The organism is Arthrobacter sp. Soil761, from assembly GCF_001428325.1.
Taxonomy (GTDB): domain Bacteria; phylum Actinomycetota; class Actinomycetes; order Actinomycetales; family Micrococcaceae; genus Arthrobacter.
On record NZ_LMSF01000030.1, the window covers coordinates 1 to 19,829 of the forward strand.

Consider the following 19,829-nt stretch of genomic DNA (forward strand, 5'->3'; position numbering starts at 1 on the left):
AGCTAAGACCCACAGCGCCGATGGTACTGCACCCGGGAGGGTGTGGGAGAGTAGGTCACCGCCGGACACACATTGGTCGAGGCCCCAACCACCAGGTTGGGGCCTCCCACATTTAAGCACGTCTCGCGGTTTGATCAGGGAGGCATCAGCGCGTAGTGGCTGTAACGGCAGTGCCGCCGGACCGTATATTCTGCCGGAATGGATTCCTGGCACCGCAACCTGCTGAATACTGGGCAGGCAGAGCTCGTGGAAGCCTGGCTCCCGGGCGTCCGATTATTGGATGACCTGTCCTGGAACATCGTCGAAACCGTGGTGCTCGCGGTGGAGCATGGTCAGCACAGGTACGTGATCAAGGCCGGAGGCCCTTCCAACCACCACATACAGCGTGAGATTGCAGCCCACCAATCCTCCGTTCATGTCTTGGCCCGCCGGAACTGTGCGCCGAAGCTCAGGTTCGCGGACCGCGCCCTGAATATCCTGGTCACGCAGTATCTGGAAGGTTGCCTGGTAGAGGGCACTGAAGCCGAATACGCGCCTGAAACATACGTCCAAGCCGGTGCTCTGCTGCGTGTTTTCCATGACCAGGCCGCGCATCGCGATCCGGATTATGAGGAGGCAGCCACCACCAAGGCCCTGGCCTGGCTAGGTAAACCCCACCGCATCGACAGCCGCGCCGCGGAAAAAGCGAGGGCCATACTGGGCGCCTACAAGCCGAAGCCGGTGATTGTTGTCCCGACCCATGGTGACTGGCAGCCGCGCAACTGGCTCCTCGACGGAGAAGTCCTAAAGGTCATCGACTTTGGCAGATACGAGTTGAGGCCGGCCGCCAGCGATTTCTGTCGGCTTGCCGTACAGCAATGGCGTACGGCTCCGCAGCTGCAGTCAGCCTTCTTCGCGGGTTACGGTTCGGACCCCAGGCACAGTAGGCTCTGGAGCGTTATGCAGTTGCGGGAAGCCGTTGCCACAGCCGCGTGGGCTTACCAGGTTGGTGATCTGGAGTTTGAGAAACAGGGCCTCCGGATGCTCCGTGACGCCTTGGACACCTTCTAAGGGATGCCGTTCCCCGGCGATGTGGCCGGGAGGGCATTATGTGATGGCGCATCATGGAAAACCCGCAGGATGTGATGGCGCGTCACGGGCCGGAAGCATAATAGGGGGCTTCAGATTGTTGAACAATCCGAGTTTTTAGGGCATTCTTGGATGAACAGCAATCCGAGACGGAGATCACAATGCCCAGCATCGACCTGAACAGCGACGTCGGCGAGTCCTTTGGGAACTGGTCCTTCGGTGACGACGCGGCCATCTTTGAAAGCGTGTCCAGCGCCAACGTGGCCTGCGGCTTCCACGCCGGCGACCCTGTAGGCATCATGGCCACCTGCCAGGCCGCCGTGAAGGCCGGCGTCACCGTGGGCGCACACCCCGGTTACCGGGACCTGGCCGGCTTCGGCCGGCGCTTCGTGGACATGACCCCGGCCGAGCTGACCGCCGATGTGGTCTACCAGATCGGCGCAGTCCAGGCCGTGGCCCTTGCCGCCGGCACTGCCGTCCGCTACGTCAAGCCGCACGGCGCGCTCTACAACACCATCGTCACCCACCCGAAGCAGGCTGGGGCCGTTGTGGCAGCCATCCTCGCAGTGGACCCCACCCTGCCCCTTATGGTGCTCCCCAACTCCGAGATCCAGCGCCAGGCCGAAGCCGCGGGCCTGCGGACCGTGGCCGAGGCCTTCGCTGACCGTGCCTACAACCCGGACGGCACCCTGGTCTCCCGGCGCGAACCCGGCGCCGTGCTGCACAAGGTGGAGGACGTCGTCGAGCACGTACTGCGCCTGGCCGGGGATGGCGTAGTCCGCGCCATCGACGGATCGCTGGTTCCCGTCCACGCCGAAAGCATCTGCCTGCACGGTGACACCCCCGGCGCCGTGGCAATGGCTGCCGCCGTCCGTGCCGCACTGGTGGACGCCGGCATCCGGATCGAAAGCTTCGCCTAGCATGGCCGCCACGCAGCAGCAGCGCACCGCCACTGCCCCTCGCCCGGAGCTGACCGGGATCCGGCGCGCGGGTGACCGGGCCATCCTGGTGGAGCTGTCCTCCCTCGATGCCGTCCTCAGCCTCCAGGCGCAGCTGACCGCACACCCGCAGCCGGGCCAGATCGACGTCATCGCAGCCGCATCAACCGTCCTTGTCACCGCGGATTCGCCCCAAGCAGTCCAGGCGCTGGCCGCGCACGTCCGCGGGCTGGACCTTGAGGCGCCAGCGGACACCGAGAGCGCGCTGGTCACCATCGACGTGGTGTACGACGGCGAGGACCTGGACGAGGTGGCGTCGCTCACCGGACTGGGCCGTGAGGGAGTGGTGGCCGCACATGCCGGCCAGCTCTGGACCGCAGCCTTTGCCGGATTCGCACCGGGCTTCGCCTACCTCAGCGGCGAAAACCCCAGCCTCGAAGTCCCGCGGCGCCGATCCCCGCGCACGGCCGTGCCCGCCGGCGCTGTGGCCTTGGGCGGCGCGTACTCGGCCGTCTACCCGCGGCAGTCGCCGGGCGGCTGGCAGCTGATCGGCCGGACCGAAGCCGCCATGTGGGACCTGGACCGGGAAAATCCCGCCCTCATCCGCCCCGGCGATACCGTCCGCTTCAAGGCCGTCCGCAGCCACGCCATCATGACGGAACGGCCCAAAGTCCCCGCCAACCGGACGGCAGAGCACCAGGGGAACGCAGGACTTGCCGTCCGCAAACCGGGGCTGCAGGCCACCGTCCAGGACCTGGGCCGGCCGGGCTTCGCCTCGCTGGGTGTCAGCAGCGCCGGCGCCATGGACCGCGGAGCCCTCCGCCGCGCCAACCGCCTGGTGGGCAACGCCGAAGGCGCAGCCGGCATCGAACTCCTCTTCGGCGGCCTCGAGCTCGAGGCCCTCACCGACCAGGTCCTGGCCGTCGCCGGAGCGGCCGTCCCGCTGCAGATCACACCGGGGGCAGACTCAAAAGAGGACATCCAGCGGACGACGGCGGCGCGGCACCCAGCGTGCGACGCCCCCTTCGCGCTGTTGGCGGGGGAGAGGTTGACCGTGGGCACCCCCACGGCAGGGCTCCGCTCCTACATCGGCGTCCGCGGTGGACTCGGTGGCCCCGATGCTCTCGGCAGCCGCTCCACGGACACCATGTCAGGGATCGGCCCCGAGCTGCTCGAAGCGGGAACCATCCTGCCGGTGCACGCCGCCAAACCGGGCAGCGTGGTGGGCCACCCGGAAGTGTCCCCCCTTCCGATTCAGGACGGGGCAACCGTGCTGCGGGTGGTCCCCGGACCCCGGCAGGACTGGTTCAGCACCGACACACTGCAGGACTTCCTGGCCCAGGAATGGACCGTCACGCCAAAGTCCAACCGGATCGGTCTGCGCCTCAACGGCCAGCCGCTCAGCCGCAGCCGGGACGGCGAACTCGCCAGCGAAGGAACCGTCCGCGGCGCCGTGCAGGTGCCGCCGGAAGGCCAGCCCGTCCTGTTCCTCTCCGACCACCCGGTGACCGGCGGGTACCCGGTGATTGCCGTCGTCGTCCATGCCGACCTGGACAAGGCCGCCCAGCTTCCCCCGGGCACAACCGTCCGGTTCACCGCCGCAGCTCCTCCGGCAGAACTGCCCGAAACACCTAAGGAAAGCCCCCATGCGTAAAGTCCTCATTGCCAACCGCGGCGAAATTGCCGTCCGGATCGCCCGGGCCTGCGACGATGCAGGCCTGGAAAGCGTGGCCGTCTACGCCGATCCGGACGCCGACGCGCTGCACGTCTCCGCCGCCACCGAGGCCTACTCGCTGTCAGGCTCCCGGCCCCAGGAAACCTACCTGGACATCGACAAGCTCCTCGCCGTTGCGGCGAAAAGCGGCGCCGACGCCGTCCACCCCGGCTACGGCTTCCTGTCCGAGAACGCCGGCTTCGCCCAGGCCGTAATCGACGCCGGCCTGACCTGGATCGGCCCCTCCCCGGAGACCATCCGGCTGCTGGGCGACAAGGTCAGCGCCCGCGAGGTGGCGGTCCGGGCCGGCGCCCCGCTGGCACCCGGCAGCGACGGACCGGTGGCCAGCGCCGCGGAGGTCCGCGCCTTCGCCGAACAGGTGGGCCTTCCCGTGGCCATCAAGGCGGCGTTCGGCGGCGGCGGGCGTGGCCTCAAGGTGGTCCGGGACCAGGCAGACATCGAGGAAAGCTTCGACTCCGCGGTCCGCGAATCCCTGGCCGCCTTCGGCCGGAGCGAATGCTACGTGGAGAAGTTTTTGGACCGGCCGCGCCACGTGGAGGCCCAGGTCATCGCGGACACGCACGGCAACGTGGTGGTGGTGGGCACCCGCGACTGTTCGCTGCAGCGCCGCCACCAGAAACTCGTGGAGGAAGCCCCCGCCCCCTTCCTCACCGCTGAGCAGCGGGCCGCCATCCACGCCTCGGCCAAGGCCATTTGCCGCGAGGCGGGCTACGTCGGTGCCGGCACCGTGGAGTACCTGCTGGACGGCACGGGCTTCCTGAGCTTCCTGGAGGTCAACACCCGCCTGCAGGTGGAGCATCCCATCACCGAGGAGACCTCCGGGGTGGACCTGGTGGCCGCCCAGCTGTCCATCGCGGCGGGGGAGAAGCTTCCCATCCTCGAGGACCCGGAGCCGCGCGGGCACGCCTTTGAGTTCCGCATCAACGCCGAGGACCCGGGCCGCGGCTTCCTGCCGTCCCCCGGCACCGTGGAAACCTTCGAAGCCCCCACCGGTCCCGGGATCCGGGTGGACACCGGCGTCCGTTCGGGCTCGGTGGTCCCCGGGCAGTTCGATTCCCTGCTGGCCAAACTCGTGGTGACCGGGGCGGACCGCCAGCAGGCGCTCCGCCGTGCCCGCCGCGCCCTGCGGGAGTTCCGCATCGGCGGCCTGGCCACCGTGCTGCCGTTCCACCGCGCGGTGGTGGACGCGCCGGACTTCACCCGGACCGACACGCTGGGCGTCTACACCACCTGGATCGAAAACGAATTCACCACCGCCCTTGAGGCGGATCCGGCCTTCAGTCCCGCCGCGCCGGAGGAGCCCCGCCGGACCATCGGCATCGAGGTGGACGGCAAGCGGATGGAGCTGGGACTCCCCAAGGCGCTGCTGGATTCCCTGCTCGACGGCGGCGGCAGGGGACGCGCAGCGGCTCCGCAGGACGGCGGGGAGGCTGCGGCGGAGAAGAACGACGGCGACCTGCTGGCCACCATGGCCGGCACCGTGGTCAAGTGGCTGGCTGAGCCCGGGGCCAGCGTCGAGGAAGGCGAAGCGGTGCTGGTGCTCGAAGCCATGAAGATGGAGACGGCCGTGGCCGCCCACCGCGCCGGCACCGTCGGTGAGCTGTACGCGGCGGCCGGAGACGCCGTCGGGCCCGGGCAGGTGCTCACCACCATTTCCTGAACGCACCTCACGAGGGCATCCGCGCGAACACGCGGCACACCGCCAGGCTGAACCAGAGCTGGAGGTCGTGGAACCTGTCCCGGAGCAGGTGGCCGGTGAAGAGCCCTGACGGCTCCTGGTGCGCGGCCAGCCAGTCGCGCGCCTGGCCGGTTTTTTCCGTTCGAAGGCCGGGGTGGATGATGCTGATCGCGTCGAGGGCGGAAACGAGGTCCGTCATCCAGAAGGGAAAGCAGAACTCGGTCCAGTCGGAGACGCGGCCCTTATCCGGATAGGCGTCCGGCTCGAAGAAGCGGCCCGCCAGCATTTCCGCGGCCTTCTGTGCGGAGGTGCTTGCGCGGTGCGCGGGATGGGCCGCGTAGGCCCTGAGCACCACCCCGGTGATCAGGTGCGAGAACGGCTGCGACGGATCGCCGGTGATGGTCTGCGGCTCGTCCAGCGCGTCCAGCTTCCTCCCCCGGGTGCGGAGGGGAAGGGCCCAGCCGCCGTCGTCCTGCCGCGACGCCTCAAGCCAGCTGAACGCGCGTTCCACGCGCGGGTGGTCGCCGTACCCCGCTTTGCACAGGAGCCCGATGAGGGCCGCCGTGTAGTTGGGAGACACCTGGTTGCCGTAAATCCCCCGAAGGTCACCTGGCTCGGACTGGTGTGAAAGCACATAACCGGCGGCCGCGGCGATGGCCGGATGCCGGCGGGTGAGCCCGAACATCTCCACGAGGAACCCGAGTTGCCGGTAGGTCTCCAGCAGGTCGTAATCCATGCGGTCCCGGGGCCGTCTTCCCGGATAGGCCCACGACCCGTCCGCCGCCTGGTGCCGCAGGATCCGGCGCGGGACCGGAAGGTCCCAGAGTGCCTCATCGGCCGCCGGGGTGGCCGGCAGCCCTCCCGGTCCGGGGACAAGCTCGCGGACGGCCCAGGAGCGCACGGCGGGGTGACCGCTGGACAGCAGCGGGGCGATCGGGTCGAACCGGAGGCCGTCAAGCCACGTCATGGTCACCATGATGGCGGAATACGTCCGGTGCGGACAGGGCACCGCTGTCCTGCCCGATATCGTGGTGCCATGACGTTTGACGAGGTACTGGCCGATCTCCAAGCCCAGGCCAGGACCACAAAGCACGCCGAAACGGGCCTCTGGGTGGCCGCCCAGCTGCGCAGCCGCATCGCCGCCGGGCAGCTGGCTCCCGGATCAAAGCTCGCCGAGGAAGCCCTCCGCGAGGCCCTCGGCGTGTCCCGCAACACCCTGCGGGAAGCATTCACGGCGCTCCATGCCGAACACATCGTGACCCGCATCCCCAACCGTGGTGTGTTCGTGGCCCACCCCACGGCAGACGACATCCGCGAAATCTACCGGGTGCGCCGGTTCCTGGAGCCCGCGGCGGTCCTGTGGTCCGGCGATGCCCCGCTGGAGCCCCTGGCGGCAATCATCAAGGCCGCCAGGGCGGCTGCCGCCGACGGCGACATCCCCGGCATGGCCAGCGCCAACCAGGACTTCCACCGCGCCATCGTTGACCGCTCCGGCAGCGAGCGGCTCAACAGCCTCATGGACCAGGTGCTGGCCGAGATGCGCCTGGTGTTCCACTCGATGGCGGCCAACCCTGCCTTCCACGAGCCCTACGTGGAGGACAACGCCCGGATCGTGGACCTCCTGGAAGCCGGCGAACTGGCCGCGGCAGCGGACTTCCTGGCCGCCTACCTGGACCGCGCGGAAGCGCAGCTGCTCGCCGCCGTCGGCCGCTAGCCAACCCTTCCCCAAAAAAGGGGGTTGCAGGATTGTTGAACAAAAAGCTATGCTTTAGATCACACCGTTGTTCTGCAGCTCACTTAACCCTGCAGCCCTAACGTGTCCGGGGCTCCCGCCCCTCGGCGCCGTCACTCCCACCACTACACTCACGGACGCGCCGGCCCCCACTTTCGCAGACCCGTCACGGGTCCCCTGGGAAGGGATAATCATGCTTGTACTCATCGGGGTGCTGCTGGTGATCGTTGGCTTCGCCATCCGCCTGAACCCCCTGATTGTCGTCACCGTTGCGGGCATCGTCACCGCACTTCTGGGCGGCATGAACCCCGCGCAGATCCTCGACTCGTTCGGAACCGGTTTTGCCAGCAGCCGCTCGGTCACCATCTTCGTGGCCGTGCTGCCCGTGGTGGGAATCATCGAGTTCTTCGGGCTGCAGGAACAGGCCAAGGTCCTCATCGGCCGGCTCGCCAAGCTGACGGCAGGTCGGGTCCTGATCGGCTACCTGGCCGTCCGCCAGATCACCGCCGCCGTCGGCCTGAACAGCATCGGCGGCCACGCCCAGACCGTCCGCCCGCTGGTGTTCCCCATGGCCGAAGGCGCAGCGCTGCGCCGCTACGGGCACGTCCCGGACAAGATCAGCGAGAAGATCAAGGGCCACTCCGCCGGCGCGGACAACGTGGGCGTGTTCTTCGGCGAGGACGTGTTCGTCGCCGTCGGCTCCATCCTGCTGATCACCACGTTCGTGGACACCACATACCACCTGCACCTGGAACCGCTCCAGCTGGCCCTCTGGGCCATCCCCACCGCCATTGCGGCCTTCCTCATCCACGGCTTCCGGCTCCTGCGCCTGGACAAGCAGCTGGACAAGGAATACCGCGAATACGAGCTCACCGCCCAGAAGGAAACCGCAGGAGAAGCGAAATGATCAACGTTGAAGCCGTCTACTGGCTGATCGGCCTTCTGTTCGTCGCCTGGGCATCACTCATTGCCGCCGACACCAACCACCCCCGCCGCTGGGGCAGCTCCTCCTTCTGGGGCCTGCTGGGCCTGTGCTTCTTCTACAGCACCTGGGTCCAGGCCGGCACGGCGCCCGGCTGGATCCTGGGCATCGCCGTCCTGGTCCTGGTGGTGCTGGCCTCCACCGGCCTGCTGGGCCACGGCAAGCACCGCACCTCCACCGGCCACGAGCGCGAGGCCTTCGCCAAGCGCTTCGGCAACAAGCTCTTCATCCCGGCCCTGACGCTGCCCCTGGTCACCGTCATCCTGGTGCTCGCAGCCCCGCTGCTGTCCATCGGCGGCACCCCGCTGCTGGACCCCAAGAACACCACGCTGGTAGCCCTGGCCATTGGCGCCGTGGCTGCCGTCGTCGTGGCCCTGGTGATCCTCAAGCCCAAGAACCCGGCCACGCCCATCTTCGAAAGCCGCCGGATCCTCGAATCCATCGGCTGGGCCGCGCTGCTGCCCCAGATGCTCACCACGCTGGGCATCCTCTTCACCAAAGCCGGCGTGGGCACCGCCGTGGGCACGCTCGCCTCCGGCCTGCTGCCCAAGGGCTCACTGATCGCCGGCGTGCTGGTCTACTGCATCGGCATGTTCCTGTTCACCGTGCTGATGGGCAACGGCTTCGCTGCGTTCCCCATCATGACCGCTGCCATCGGCTGGCCCGTGCTGGTGGAGACGTTCCACGGTGACCCCGCGATCGTCTTCGCGATCGGCATGCTGGCCGGCTTCTGCGGAACGCTCTGCACGCCCATGGCAGCCAACTTCAACCTGGTGCCGTCCGCGCTGCTGGAAATGGACAACAAATACGGCGTCATCGCCGCACAGGTGGGCACGGCCATCCCGCTGCTGGCGGTGAACATCGCGCTGATGTACTTCCTGGCCTTCCACTAACCCTTCCGCAGACCCTGCCATTCAAAGGAGCATGATGGACAACGATCTTCGCGCACAGGCGGCACCGGACTACGCGGCCGTGGTGCTGGGCAACCTTTCCGAGCCCTTCCCGCACTCGGCCCACCACACCCAGGTGTCAGCCGACGACAGGCCAACCCCCGAGCAGATCCACCCCGCCTTCTACACCTCCTTCGACTGGCACTCCTGCGTGCACATGCACTGGCTGGGGGCGAGCCTGGTGGGCGGCACTCCAGGGTCACCCTTTGCTGGGACTACCGCGGCAGGAGCGTCCGACGGCGGCACGGCGGCTTGGGTGGATGCCGCCACCGAGGCGTCGCTCCGGGCAGCCCTGGGCGCCAACCTGACCCCGGCCAAGCTGGCAGTGGAACGGGACTACCTGCTGGCCAACCCGTCCTGGGAGCGGCCCTACGGCTGGGCCTGGCTGATGCGGCTGGCCGCCACCTGCTCCGCCTCCCCGGATGCGGAGATCCGCCAATGGGGCACCGCTTTGGAACCCCTGGTGGATGCCGTGGCGGAGCTCAGCGCCGCCTGGATGGCCAAGGCGCAGTATCCCGTCCGGCACGGGCTGCACACCAACGCCGCGTTCGGTGTGGGGTACATGCTGGATGCCTTCCGCTCCCTGGGCAGGGTTGATGCCGCCAAAGCGTGCGAGGACGCGGCGCGCACCTGGTTTGCCAATGACCGGGGCTGGCCGGGCGACTGGGAGCTCAGCGGCCAGGACTTCCTCTCCGCGGGCCTGAGCGAGGCGGACCTGATGCGCCGCGTGCTTTCCGCGGACGAGTTCGCCGGGTGGTTCGCGGGGTTCCTGCCGGAGCTGTCCACCGCATCGCGCATCCTGCAGCCGGTGAGCGTGACGGATGAGACCGACGGCTACCTGGTGCACCTGCACGGACTGAACCTGACCCGCGCGGGACAGGTGGCACGGATCATCGCCACGCTTCGTCAATCCAGCGGCCCGGAAGCCTCGGCCGCCGCGGCCGTGCTGTCCGACGCGCTGGACCCGCTCCTGAAGGCCGGGCTGTCCGGACTGGAAAGCGGCGACTTCATGTCCACGCACTGGCTGGCCAGCTTCGCGTGGGATGCGCTGGGATCGGTGGCTGAACTCGACTGATTCCGGGCTGGCGTGGCGCACGCACCAGTCACACTCCGTTCGGAGCGTCTGGTGGGTGCATGCCACGCCGGTGGACAGCTAGTCTTGCATCACCACGCGCGAGTGCGTGACCTGGGAGCAGCGGGCAGGGTTGTAATGAGCTGACCATCCGCCCGCGAGCCCAAGGAATCCCATGCGCCAGCAGCTCACGACCTGCCCGCCAGACCCCGCAACAGCAGTGGAGTCCACCACGCTTCGGCCCAGGAGGAAGCGGACCAGGCACCCGCGGCTGGCGGTGGGGGACCGGGTCCGCTTCGCCGAGGGAACCCTTGCCGGCACGGGTGTGGTGGACGCCGTCACGTCCGACTACTCGGTCATTTGGGTGTGGACCGACGACGGCCAGGGCCGCCGGATGTTCCTGCAGGGCTACGGAAGCATCGTGTCCTCGATTTAGGTACGACGCCGGTCCGCGCGGCGCTCATCCGCCTGGACGATTCCGTCCCGGACTGCGGCGCGGATGACGCCGTAGAGGATGTAGAAGAAGACCGCTCCGAAGAGGACAAACAGGACCAAGCCTGTGAAGTCACCCATGGTTGCTGCCCTCCTCCGGCCAGTACTGCTGGGCTGCCTTTGCGGCATCCCGCAACTTCCCGCCGTCGAGCATGATGGACGTTTCCTCAAGGCCGAAATCGGTCCACTGGGAAACCAGGCGGAGGCTGCCGGCAGGGGGAAGCGGCCAGAGCCAGAGCGAGCCGGTGCCCTGGAACTCATCCTCTCCGCCACCGCCGCCGCCATTGTTCAGGACCAGCGCCGGAGGTTCGGGTTCCTGGCCACGCTCCACGAAGCCGTGGGGACCCAGGGTGCCGGTGCTGGCTTTGGAACCATCGGGGAACTGGACGCCGAACATCAGGCCGGTCTGTTGTCCGCGGCCACTGCGGATGCCCCTTCCCGGCTGGAAGAAGAGGTGCTGCAGGTCGGCCCAGTCTTCGTCGGATTGCTGGTCACGGCGGAACAGCCAGGACAGGTTGAACACGCAGCCGGTGGAGAACACGTCCGCACTTTTGACCGCCACCACCCTCCACGGAATCCTGGACACAAACCTGCCGATGTGGACCACGGACGGCAGCTCGTAGACTGGGGCGCCCGCCCATGGCGGCGGGACGTACCGTTGAGACCTCGGCCTCGGTGGGAGCGGAGGTACTGGAAAGTCCTGGAAGAAGGTCACGGTGATCCTTGGGTCCGCTGGCTGCGACCGACCAGCGGAACAGCGGCAGCGCCGCCATGGATCCCCCAATCCGTCCTTACCCGGCCAGTCTAGCCTCCGGTTTGCCGACCCGCGGGACGCGCGGGACCCCCGTTGACCCGGTCAATCCCGCCCGCCAAAATGCTGGCCGATGGCTGCCTGGATGTGATGGCGGTGGCGGCGGAGGTAGCGTGCGTACTGTCAATTAGTCATCGCGCGGCTGGTGCTTTGCTGGCCGAAACATATGCGCTGGCCAGTTCGCTGCCCTTAACTCTTGCTGCCCTGCGCTCCGGGCATATCTCTTGGCAGCATGCCCGGACCATGGTGGACCAAACCGCCAGCCTGGACTCTGCAGGCGCAGCCGCCCTGGAAGCGCACTTCCTGGATCCTGACACGGGCAACCCGGCCCGGGGTTGCCCGGTCGGAGAGATGCCGGCCCACCGGTTCAAGGCCAAAGCCCGCATCTGGCGCGAACGCAACCACCCGGAGACCCTGGAAGGACGCCACGCCAGGAGTGCAGCGGACCGGCGCGTGGAGTACACGCCGGACTGTGACGGGATGGCTTGGATCTCCGCCTATCTGCCCGCCACCACAGCCTCGGCGGTCTGGAACCGCACCACCGCCATTGCCAGGGGACTCCAAGGCCAGGACGAGCACAGGGCCCCTTCGCAACTCCGCGCTGACGTGCTCTCCGCCGCCCTGCTCACCGGTGGCGGCAACCAGGACCTCCAAGGAGGCAACAAGCCACCGCTGTGGCCCCATGTGCGGAACCGGTAGCTCCTCCCTGGGCTCCCTCACGCCTTTGGTGGGACAATAAAGGCAGGGCACCTGTCACGGCGCCACCCAGGCGTCGGCACGTCCCACTCGAGTAACCAGGAGGGGATCCTGGTGGACGCCACCACTATCGTTGTCATCGTCCTCGTTGTCCTGCTTCTCATCGCTGCAAGAATGTCCATCCGGATCGTGCGGCAATACGAGAAGGGCGTACTGTTCCGGCTTGGCAGGGTCATTGGCGTCAGGGATCCGGGCCTGCGGCTGATTGTCCCGATCATCGACCGGCTGCCGCTGGTCAGCCTCCGGATCGTGACCATGCCCATCCAGTCGCAGGGCATCATCACCCAGGACAACGTCAGCGTGGACGTCTCCGCCGTGGCCTACTACCGGGTGGTGGACGCCGTGAAGTCCGTCATCGCCATTGAGAACGTGGCCTCCGCCATCGACCAGATCGCCCAGACTACGTTGCGGAAGGTGGTTGGCCGCCACACCCTGGACCAGACCTTGTCCGAGACCGAACGGATTAACGGCGACATCCGCGAAATCCTCGACGTGCTCACCGTTGAATGGGGTGTGGAAGTCACCTTGGTGGAACTCAAGGACATCCAACTGCCGGAAAGCATGAAGCGCGCCATGGCCCGCCAGGCCGAGGCGGAGCGTGAGAAGAGAGCGAAGATCATCGCGGCCGAAGGCGAGGCCATCGCTGCGGCAGCGCTCGGCGATGCCTCCGACACCATGATGGCCCACCCGCTGGCACTGCAGCTTCGCAACCTGCAGTCCCTGGTGGAAATCGCGGTGGACAAGAACTCCACGGTGGTGTTCCCCGCCCCGCTGATGAGCACCATCGGCGAACTCTCCGCATTCCTGGCGCGCGAGAACCAGGCGGCGTCCGCGGCCGGCCCCTCACCTGTAAAGGCGGCCTGACCCGCGGCCTGACCCGCGCGCAGCCAAGGAGCGGGCCGGACCCAGCATGCCCGGACTTTCGGTGCGGAACGCGGCGGCCGCTAAAGTCGTGCCATGACCACTGCTGCTCTACGGCCTGTCTACTTCCTGTCGGACAGTACCGGCATCACCGCGGAAACACTGGGCAATACACTGCTGACGCAGTTCCCGGTGGACAATTTCGACCGCGTCACCATTCCCTTCATCACCACCCCCGACCAGGCGAGGTCCGTGGTCCGCACCATCGACGGCCTGGCTGCCGCCGGGCCCCGGCCCCTCGTGTTTTCCACCGCCGTCAACAGCGAAATACGGCAGATCCTTGGCGGTTGCAACGGTGTGATCGTGGATCTGATCGGCACCCATGTGGGGGTCCTGGAGCAGGCGCTGGGCACCCCTGCCAGCGGTGAGCCGGGCCGGGCGCATGGGTTGGGGAACGCCGCGCGCTACCAGTCCCGGATGGCCGCCGTCGAGTACGCCATGGAGCATGACGACGGGCAGAGCCTGCGTGCGCTGGAGAAGGCCCAGGTCATCCTGGTGGCCCCGTCCCGGTGCGGAAAGACGCCCACCACCATGTATCTGGCGCTGCAGCACGGGATCTTCGCGGCGAACTTCCCGCTGGTGGATGAAGACTTCCAGCGGGACGGGCTGCCCAAGCCGTTGCGGCCTTTCGTGTCGAAGTGTTTCGGCCTGTCCTCCAACCCGCTGCGCCTGAGCCAGATCCGTACCGAACGGCGCCCCAGCTCGCCCTACGCATCCCTGCGGCAGTGCGGTTTTGAGCTGCGCAGCGCCGAGCAGCTGTACGTTTCCCACCGGATCCCGTACCTGAACTCCGCCACCGTCTCCGTGGAGGAAATGGCGGCCACCATCCTGCAGCGGATGAACCTCAAGCACTAGCCGCCATTTCACAAACGTGGCGTAGCGCACATCATGTGGAAAGTGCGCTGCAGACCTGCCACTGTTGACAGGGTTTTTTCTTCCGGCCGGCACTACCGTGACGGCCAGCATTGCTTACGCCACCCACTGCAAAGGAGCAGCAATCATGACGACAGACGTTCTGTGGTTCTCTGAACTTGGACTCAAGGACCTGGACAAGGTGGGCGGCAAGAACGCCTCACTGGGCGAGATGGTGCAGAACCTGACCTCGGCCGGTGTCCAGGTTCCGGACGGCTTCGCCACCACGGCAGACGCCTACCGCCGGTTCCTGTCCGACTCCGGACTGGACCAGAAGATCGCCGATCGCCTGGTGGGGCTGGACACGGACGACGTGACGGCCCTGGCCTCCGCCGGCCAGGAAATCCGCTCCCTGGTCCGGGAAACGCCCTTCCTGCCCGACTTCGAAGCACAGGTCCGCGAGGCGTACCAGCAGCTGGTGGACAAGCATGCCGGCTCCGCGGACCTGTCCTGGGCGGTCCGGTCCAGCGCCACGGCGGAGGACCTGCCCGATGCCTCGTTCGCCGGGCAGCAGGAGACTTTCCTGAACGTCCGCGGGATCGAGAACATCCTGCAGGCCATCAAGGACGTCTTCGCGTCGCTCTACAACGACCGCGCCATCGCCTACCGCGTGCACCACAAGTTCGAACACGCCGAGGTGGCACTCTCGGCCGGCATCCAGCGCATGGTGCGCTCCGACGTCGGCGCTTCCGGCGTCATGTTCACCATGGACACCGAGTCCGGCTTCCAGGACGCCGTGTTCGTCACCTCCTCCTACGGGCTGGGTGAAGCCGTGGTGCAGGGTGCGGTGAACCCGGACGAGTTCTACGTGTACAAGCCCGCCCTGGCGGCCGGCCGCCCGGCGATCCTCAAGCGCGGCCTGGGGGAGAAGGCCCTGCAGATGACGTACACCAACAACAGCGAGATCGGCCGCACCATCGACTTCGTGCCGGTGGAGGCTTCGCTGCGCTCGCGCTTCAGCCTGACGGACGACGACGTGGAGCAGCTTGCCCGCCACGCCGTGGCCATTGAGAAGCATTACGGCCGTCCGATGGACATTGAGTGGGGCAAGGACGGGACCGACGGCGGCCTGTACATCCTGCAGGCCCGCCCGGAAACCGTACAGTCCCGCCGGGCCCCGGGCAGCATGAGCCGTTTCCGCCTGAACGCAACCGGCCCGGTGCTGGTGGAAGGCCGGGCCATCGGGCAGCGGATCGGGGCCGGCAAGGTCCGGATCCTCACCGCCATCGACCAGATGGCGTCGTTCCAAACCGGCGACGTGCTGGTGGCGGACATGACCGACCCCGACTGGGAACCGATCATGAAGCGCGCCTCCGCCATCGTCACCAACCGCGGCGGGCGCACCTGCCACGCCGCGATCATCGCCCGCGAACTGGGGATTCCCGCCGTCGTGGGCACTGGCAACGCCACGGACACGCTGTCCGACGGCCAGGAAGTCACCGTGTCCTGCGCCGACGGCGAGACGGGGGCCATCTACGAGGGCCTGCTGGACTTCAGCGTTGAGGAAACCGGTATCACCAACCTGCCCGAGGCGCCGGTGAAGGTCATGATGAACGTGGGCACCCCCGAACAGGCGTTCACCTTCGCGCAGCTGCCCAACCACGGCGTGGGCCTGGCCCGGCTGGAGTTCATCATCAACCGGCAGATCGGCATCCACCCCAAGGCCCTGCTGAACCTGGACAGCCAGCCTGCGGATGTGGCCGCCGAGATCCGGGAACGGATCAGCGCCTACAACAGCCCCCGCGAGTACTACATCAAGCGCCTGGCCGAGGGCGTGGCCACCATCGCCGCCGCCTTTGCGCCGGAACCGGTGATCGTCCGGATGTCCGACTTCAAGTCCAACGAGTACGCCAACCTCATCGGTGGCCCGGCGTACGAGCCGCATGAAGAGAACCCGATGATCGGCTTCCGCGGCGCGTCCCGGTACCTGGAGCCGTCCTTCCGGGACTGCTTCGACCTTGAGTGCGAGGCCCTCTCTTTCGTGCGAAACGAGATGGGGCTGACCAACGTCAAGCTCATGATCCCGTTCGTGCGCACCCTGGACGAGGCGCGGGGCGTCATCGAACTGCTCGCCGAGAACGGGCTGCGCCGCGGCGAAAACGGCCTCGAGGTGATCATGATGTGCGAACTTCCCTCCAACGCACTGCTCGCCGACGAGTTCCTCGAGTACTTCGACGGCTTCTCCATCGGCTCCAACGACATGACCCAGCTGACCCTTGGCCTGGACCGGGATTCGGCGATTGTGGCCAACAGCTTCGATGAGCGGGACCCGGCCGTGAAGAAGCTGCTGAGCATGGCCATCAAGGCCTGCAGGGCCCGCGAAAAGTACGTCGGCATCTGCGGCCAGGGCCCCAGCGACCACCCCGACTTCGCCGAGTGGCTGGTACAGGAAGGCGTCAACTCCGTCTCCCTGAACCCGGACACCGTGGTGGACACCTGGCTTCGGCTCGCCGGGGCCTCAGCTGACGCTTCGGAAGGTGCAGCCGTGGCCGCCGTCGGGGCAGCCTGAACGGGAACGCTTGACGATCAAAGGGGCGGTTCCGCCACTGCCGACAGGTGGTGACGGAACCGCCTTCACTGGTTGGACGGTTTCACTGGTTGGACGGTTCGGGGAGCAGCCCCAGCTGGCCAAGAAGTTCCATCTGGTCGAAGTAGGCGTGGTGCGCGGTGATCAGGCCTGCCTCCACTTTGGTGATGTCGCAGCTTCGCACCCGGACCTGCTTTCCTGTCGGCGGCAGCGTCCCGCCGGTGGGCAGGTTCAGCTGCCCGGTGTTCGTGCCCACCACGAAGCCCTCCAGGATGGCAACGTCCCCGGCCTCATGAGTGGCCACCTGCTGGTACGTGACGTCCGGCATGGCCTCCCAGAAGTGGAGGAAATAGTTGGTGATCGCCTCGCGGCCGGAGATCTCTCCCTGGTCCGGAGTGCTGATTACGGCGCCTTCGGCGTAGCAGCCTGCCAGCGCATCCCTGTCCTTTGCGTCCATGGCCGTCATCAGCCGGCCCATGACGTCACGTGCCTGTCCCATTGCAGCCTCCATTGTGGTTCCCGGTTTTCCTCTACGGACGGCCCGCTTCGTGCGGCGTCCGTAAAAGGAAAAGTACGACGGCGGAACACACCCCCGCGATCCCCGCACCAGGGGTTTCGGGGCGCCTGGAAAACCACCCATTTGGGGGATTGCCGGCCTGCCTGCCGGGCGGATACTGGAGGTATGTGGGAGGAGCGCGCGGAGCGTGCCCGGCGGGACATCGCCGCCATGGCCGCCGGCGGGATGGACCTGCCTGACCTCTATACCTCGGCGCTGGCCGTGGTGCAGCGGGAGGTGCCGTTCGAGCAAGGGTGCTGGGCCGCCGTCGACCCCGCCTCCATGGTGATGACCTCCGTTACCAACTGGCTGCCGTGGCCGGTGGGTGGGCGCCAGTTTGAGGAGTATTTCCTCCGCTTTGCCCAGTCCGAATACACAGGCCGGGAACCCAACACCTTCGCCGAGCTGCTGCGCCGGCCCCGCCCCATCGCGAGGATTTCGGATGCGCCGCACCGTGAGGTGGTCCGCAGCGTCCGGATCAACGACCTGATCAAGCCGCTGGGCTTCGAGCATGAGTTGCGGGCCGCGTTCCGCGTGGACGACTTGTGCTGGGGCGTGGGGAGCATCTTCCGGGAAGGCGGCAGCGACTTCACCGACCGGGAGGTGGAATTCCTGGGCGCGGTGACTGCCACGCTCGCGTCGGCCACCAGGGCCGCCGTCCGCGTGGCGCACCCGGCGGGACCGGCCGCCGTGGGGCCTGTCATTGTCCTGGCCGGGCTGCACGGTGACCTCCGCGCGGCCACGCCGGCCGCCGCCTCCTGGCTTGCCCAGGTGGAGGAAGCTGCGCCCGGGCGCTTCAGCCAGACGCTTTTTTCGGTGGTGGCGCAGGCGCATGCGGCGGCATCCGGGACGGCGCGGGCCAGGATGCGCGACGCAGGGAACAATTGGGTGGTGCTGCAGGCCAGCCGCCTCATCACCGGCGATGATCCCGAACAGATGGTGGTCACCGTGGAACCGGCAACCACCCACGACCTCGTGGCCCTGCTGCTGATGGCGTACGGCGTGACCGCCCGGGAACGGGATGTCTGCCTGGAGGTGCTGGCCGGAAGTTCGACGGCGGAGATCGCCCGGCACCTGTTTATCTCGCCGCACACGGTGCACGACCACTTGAAATCGCTCTTTGAAAAGGTGGGCGTCGGCAGCCGCGGCGAGCTGGTGGCCAGGCTCGTGGCCTGACCGGCAGTCTGTTTTAACGGGTCCGAGGACTCTGTGTCAGGGGGCGCCCGCCCTGGAAGCTGGAGGTACAGCCGGCAACCGGAGGATCCCATGCATGCCTTGGCGGAATCGGTGCGCACGCACCCGCTGTGGTGGTACTACGTTGTTACCTTCCTCTTGTCGTGGGGCGCCATTGTGCTGGCGGTGTGGGCTGTCACGGGCGGCCTGTCGCCTACGCCGGAGCAGTTCCAGCTCACCATCCCCGTAACCGTGCCGGCGATGCTGCTCGGACCAGCGTTGGCCAGCCTGGTGCTTACCGGAGTTGTGTCGGGACGGGCTGGCTACCGGGATCTTCGGGCGAGGCTGCTGAGATGGCGTGTGGGCGGGCGCTGGTATTTGGCCCTGCTGGTGGCGCCGGTCTGTTTGGCCGCGTTCGTGCTGGTGCTCTGGCTGGCGTCCCCGGATTACGCGCCTCGGATCGCCACGGCTACAGATAAGGGCGGCACCATCCTCACTGGACTGGCCATCGGGCTGGCGGCGGGATTTCTCGAGGAAATCGGTTGGACCGGCTTCGCCATCCCCAAGGCGAGGCAGCGGTTCAGTGTTCTGCGGACGGGAATCCTGGTGGGGGTGCTGTGGGGTGCGTGGCACTTCTTCGTGAATTATTGGGGTGGGGGCGGGACCAATGGCGGGGTGCCCCTGGGAATCTTCCTGTCGCTGTGGCTGGTGGCCGTCCTCGTCGGCCAGCTTACGGCCTACCGAGTGCTCATGGTGTGGGTTTACGACCATACAGGCAGCGTGCTCCTGGCAGCGCTGATGCACGTCAGCCTCGCGGCGTTCCAGTACATCCTCAACCCGCTGACACCTGGCATTCCGCAGCAGGTCTATCCCTGGGGCCAGGCGGCCACCATGTGGCTGCTGGTTGCTGCCGTGGCCCTTGCCCGCCGCGGGGACCTCACAAAACAAAGAACGACGACGGCGCCGGCCTGAGCGCTGCGCGGCCGAGGCGGCATCTCAGTCCGCGCCCTTGCCGGCCAGGCTCTGTTCGCGCAGGATGTCCGCGTGGCCGCAGTGCTGGGCGAGTTCCCGCAGCATGTGCAGGTACAACCAGCGCAGCGGGAGCGGTCCCCGCCGGTTGCCGGTCACGACGTCGTCGAGGCCCAGAGGGGCGGCAGCAGCCCGGGACGCGGCGCACGCATCCCGGTGGGCTTTCCGGACGGAGTCGATGGTGTCACCGTCGTCCAGGATGAACGACTCGTCAGGAGTGGCGGGGATGCCGATCTCGCTGCGGGGACGGCCGGTGAAGGCTTCGTCGAACCAGACCTTCTCCACGCAGGTGGCATGCTTCACCAGCCCCAGCAGTGTGGTGCGGGAGGGAACCAGCCGACGCCGGACCTGCTCCTCGGTCAGCCCGTCCAGGCACCCGTTGAGCGCGGCCCGGTGCTCATCCAGGAAGAACTCGAACTGGACACGCGCAGGTTCGTTGATGACGTCGTCCATCGAGTGGGAGTGGGAAGCCATAAGCAGACCCTAGCAAGCCGGAA

20 protein-coding genes are annotated in these 19,829 nt (G+C 67.5%); 15 read left to right on the forward strand and 5 right to left on the reverse strand.

Annotated elements, in window-relative coordinates:
* The first annotated feature begins 198 nt into the window (after positions 1-198).
* The 4 genes from ASG79_RS18660 (at position 199) to ASG79_RS18675 (ending at position 5,401) form a co-directional block, all read left to right on the forward strand.
* Complete coding sequence (locus tag ASG79_RS18660) at positions 199-1,050, forward strand: phosphotransferase (protein ID WP_056393201.1); 852 nt, start codon at positions 199-201, stop codon at positions 1,048-1,050.
* Positions 1,051-1,229: 179 nt separating this feature from the next.
* Positions 1,230-1,988, forward strand: coding sequence for a LamB/YcsF family protein (locus tag ASG79_RS18665; protein WP_018770564.1), 759 nt, complete (start codon positions 1,230-1,232; stop codon positions 1,986-1,988).
* Between the two features lies 1 nt (position 1,989).
* The gene (locus tag ASG79_RS18670) at positions 1,990-3,660 is read left to right on the forward strand and encodes a 5-oxoprolinase/urea amidolyase family protein (protein ID WP_056393204.1); all 1,671 of its coding nucleotides are present in this window, start codon (positions 1,990-1,992) and stop codon (positions 3,658-3,660) included.
* Positions 3,653-5,401 carry an acetyl/propionyl/methylcrotonyl-CoA carboxylase subunit alpha gene (locus ASG79_RS18675; protein WP_056393207.1) on the forward strand — a complete coding sequence of 583 codons (1,749 nt, stop codon included), beginning with the start codon at positions 3,653-3,655 and terminating at the stop codon, positions 5,399-5,401. Before ASG79_RS18670 ends, ASG79_RS18675 begins: the two co-directional genes overlap by 8 nt.
* Before the next feature lie 7 nt (positions 5,402-5,408).
* Here ASG79_RS18675 and ASG79_RS18680 read toward each other — a convergent pair whose 3' ends face one another.
* The gene (locus ASG79_RS18680) at positions 5,409-6,386 is read right to left on the reverse strand and encodes a prenyltransferase/squalene oxidase repeat-containing protein (RefSeq protein WP_235509864.1); all 978 of its coding nucleotides are present in this window, start codon (positions 6,384-6,386) and stop codon (positions 5,409-5,411) included.
* Between the two features lie 69 nt (positions 6,387-6,455).
* Here ASG79_RS18680 and ASG79_RS18685 point away from each other — a divergent pair, with 69 nt between their 5' ends.
* The 5 genes from ASG79_RS18685 (at position 6,456) to ASG79_RS18705 (ending at position 10,591) form a co-directional block, all read left to right on the forward strand.
* Positions 6,456-7,133 carry a GntR family transcriptional regulator gene (locus ASG79_RS18685; protein WP_056393210.1) on the forward strand — a complete coding sequence of 226 codons (678 nt, stop codon included), beginning with the start codon at positions 6,456-6,458 and terminating at the stop codon, positions 7,131-7,133.
* 211 nt (positions 7,134-7,344) lie between these two features.
* Positions 7,345-8,058, forward strand: a complete 714-nt coding sequence (locus ASG79_RS18690; RefSeq protein ID WP_018770559.1) for a DUF969 domain-containing protein — start codon at positions 7,345-7,347, stop codon at positions 8,056-8,058.
* The gene (locus ASG79_RS18695) at positions 8,055-9,026 is read left to right on the forward strand and encodes a DUF979 domain-containing protein (protein ID WP_018770558.1); all 972 of its coding nucleotides are present in this window, start codon (positions 8,055-8,057) and stop codon (positions 9,024-9,026) included. The genes ASG79_RS18690 and ASG79_RS18695 overlap by 4 nt, the downstream gene beginning before the upstream one ends.
* A 31-nt stretch (positions 9,027-9,057) precedes the next feature.
* Positions 9,058-10,158: a DUF2891 family protein gene (locus ASG79_RS18700; RefSeq protein WP_056393214.1), complete on the forward strand. Its 1,101-nt coding sequence runs from the start codon at positions 9,058-9,060 to the stop codon at positions 10,156-10,158.
* 172 nt (positions 10,159-10,330) lie between these two features.
* On the forward strand, positions 10,331-10,591 hold the full coding sequence (locus ASG79_RS18705) for a hypothetical protein (protein WP_056393216.1): 261 nt from the start codon (positions 10,331-10,333) through the stop codon (positions 10,589-10,591).
* On the opposite strand, the gene ASG79_RS23895 is transcribed toward ASG79_RS18705, so the two are convergent.
* Positions 10,588-10,728 (reverse strand): hypothetical protein, encoded by a 141-nt coding sequence (locus ASG79_RS23895; RefSeq protein WP_186447861.1) that lies wholly within the window; start codon positions 10,726-10,728, stop codon positions 10,588-10,590. The two genes, ASG79_RS18705 and ASG79_RS23895, sit on opposite strands and share 4 nt — an antisense overlap.
* Positions 10,721-11,209 (reverse strand): hypothetical protein, encoded by a 489-nt coding sequence (locus tag ASG79_RS18710; RefSeq protein WP_224084294.1) that lies wholly within the window; start codon positions 11,207-11,209, stop codon positions 10,721-10,723. Before ASG79_RS18710 ends, ASG79_RS23895 begins: the two co-directional genes overlap by 8 nt.
* A 285-nt stretch (positions 11,210-11,494) precedes the next feature.
* Here ASG79_RS18710 and ASG79_RS18715 point away from each other — a divergent pair, with 285 nt between their 5' ends.
* From ASG79_RS18715 to ppsA, 4 genes are all read left to right on the forward strand, one after another.
* On the forward strand, positions 11,495-12,157 hold the full coding sequence (locus ASG79_RS18715; protein WP_321165896.1) for a DUF222 domain-containing protein: 663 nt from the start codon (positions 11,495-11,497) through the stop codon (positions 12,155-12,157).
* Between the two features lie 111 nt (positions 12,158-12,268).
* Positions 12,269-13,078, forward strand: coding sequence for a slipin family protein (locus ASG79_RS18720; RefSeq protein ID WP_018770552.1), 810 nt, complete (start codon positions 12,269-12,271; stop codon positions 13,076-13,078).
* Between the two features lie 93 nt (positions 13,079-13,171).
* The gene (locus tag ASG79_RS18725) at positions 13,172-13,990 is read left to right on the forward strand and encodes a pyruvate, water dikinase regulatory protein (RefSeq protein WP_018770551.1); all 819 of its coding nucleotides are present in this window, start codon (positions 13,172-13,174) and stop codon (positions 13,988-13,990) included.
* Between the two features lie 145 nt (positions 13,991-14,135).
* Complete coding sequence (gene ppsA, locus ASG79_RS18730; RefSeq protein WP_056393225.1) at positions 14,136-16,556, forward strand: phosphoenolpyruvate synthase; 2,421 nt, start codon at positions 14,136-14,138, stop codon at positions 16,554-16,556.
* A gap of 82 nt (positions 16,557-16,638) precedes the next feature.
* Here the strand turns inward: ppsA and ASG79_RS18735 are convergent, their stop codons facing one another.
* Positions 16,639-17,073, reverse strand: a complete 435-nt coding sequence (locus ASG79_RS18735) for a nuclear transport factor 2 family protein (protein WP_018770549.1) — start codon at positions 17,071-17,073, stop codon at positions 16,639-16,641.
* A gap of 183 nt (positions 17,074-17,256) precedes the next feature.
* Between ASG79_RS18735 and ASG79_RS18740 the strand changes: the two genes are divergently transcribed.
* Positions 17,257-18,306 carry a helix-turn-helix transcriptional regulator gene (locus ASG79_RS18740; protein WP_056393229.1) on the forward strand — a complete coding sequence of 350 codons (1,050 nt, stop codon included), beginning with the start codon at positions 17,257-17,259 and terminating at the stop codon, positions 18,304-18,306.
* Between the two features lie 90 nt (positions 18,307-18,396).
* Positions 18,397-19,275, forward strand: a complete 879-nt coding sequence (locus ASG79_RS18745; protein ID WP_056393231.1) for a CPBP family intramembrane glutamic endopeptidase — start codon at positions 18,397-18,399, stop codon at positions 19,273-19,275.
* 24 nt (positions 19,276-19,299) lie between these two features.
* On the opposite strand, the gene ASG79_RS18750 is transcribed toward ASG79_RS18745, so the two are convergent.
* Positions 19,300-19,806 (reverse strand): DinB family protein, encoded by a 507-nt coding sequence (locus ASG79_RS18750; protein WP_056393232.1) that lies wholly within the window; start codon positions 19,804-19,806, stop codon positions 19,300-19,302.
* Positions 19,807-19,829: the final 23 nt, after the last annotated feature.

Bases quoted from the DNA above. Each gene is read 5' to 3' on its own strand.
- ASG79_RS18675 (WP_056393207.1), top strand. From the start codon at position 3,653: ATGCGTAAAGTCCTCATTGCCAACCGCGGCGAAATTGCCGTCCGGATC.
- ASG79_RS18745 (WP_056393231.1), top strand. From the start codon at position 18,397: ATGCATGCCTTGGCGGAATCGGTGCGCACGCACCCGCTGTGGTGGTAC.
- ASG79_RS18670 (WP_056393204.1), top strand. From the start codon at position 1,990: ATGGCCGCCACGCAGCAGCAGCGCACCGCCACTGCCCCTCGCCCGGAG.
- ASG79_RS18700 (WP_056393214.1), top strand. From the start codon at position 9,058: ATGATGGACAACGATCTTCGCGCACAGGCGGCACCGGACTACGCGGCC.
- ASG79_RS23895 (WP_186447861.1), bottom strand. From the start codon at position 10,728: ATGGGTGACTTCACAGGCTTGGTCCTGTTTGTCCTCTTCGGAGCGGTC.
- ASG79_RS18740 (WP_056393229.1), top strand. From the start codon at position 17,257: ATGTGGGAGGAGCGCGCGGAGCGTGCCCGGCGGGACATCGCCGCCATG.
- ASG79_RS18750 (WP_056393232.1), bottom strand. From the start codon at position 19,806: ATGGCTTCCCACTCCCACTCGATGGACGACGTCATCAACGAACCTGCG.
- ASG79_RS18695 (WP_018770558.1), top strand. From the start codon at position 8,055: ATGATCAACGTTGAAGCCGTCTACTGGCTGATCGGCCTTCTGTTCGTC.
- ASG79_RS18665 (WP_018770564.1), top strand. From the start codon at position 1,230: ATGCCCAGCATCGACCTGAACAGCGACGTCGGCGAGTCCTTTGGGAAC.
- ASG79_RS18690 (WP_018770559.1), top strand. From the start codon at position 7,345: ATGCTTGTACTCATCGGGGTGCTGCTGGTGATCGTTGGCTTCGCCATC.
- ASG79_RS18725 (WP_018770551.1), top strand. From the start codon at position 13,172: ATGACCACTGCTGCTCTACGGCCTGTCTACTTCCTGTCGGACAGTACC.
- ASG79_RS18685 (WP_056393210.1), top strand. From the start codon at position 6,456: ATGACGTTTGACGAGGTACTGGCCGATCTCCAAGCCCAGGCCAGGACC.
- ASG79_RS18680 (WP_235509864.1), bottom strand. From the start codon at position 6,386: ATGACGTGGCTTGACGGCCTCCGGTTCGACCCGATCGCCCCGCTGCTG.
- ASG79_RS18735 (WP_018770549.1), bottom strand. From the start codon at position 17,073: ATGGGACAGGCACGTGACGTCATGGGCCGGCTGATGACGGCCATGGAC.
- ASG79_RS18705 (WP_056393216.1), top strand. From the start codon at position 10,331: ATGCGCCAGCAGCTCACGACCTGCCCGCCAGACCCCGCAACAGCAGTG.
- ASG79_RS18660 (WP_056393201.1), top strand. From the start codon at position 199: ATGGATTCCTGGCACCGCAACCTGCTGAATACTGGGCAGGCAGAGCTC.
- ppsA (WP_056393225.1), top strand. From the start codon at position 14,136: ATGACGACAGACGTTCTGTGGTTCTCTGAACTTGGACTCAAGGACCTG.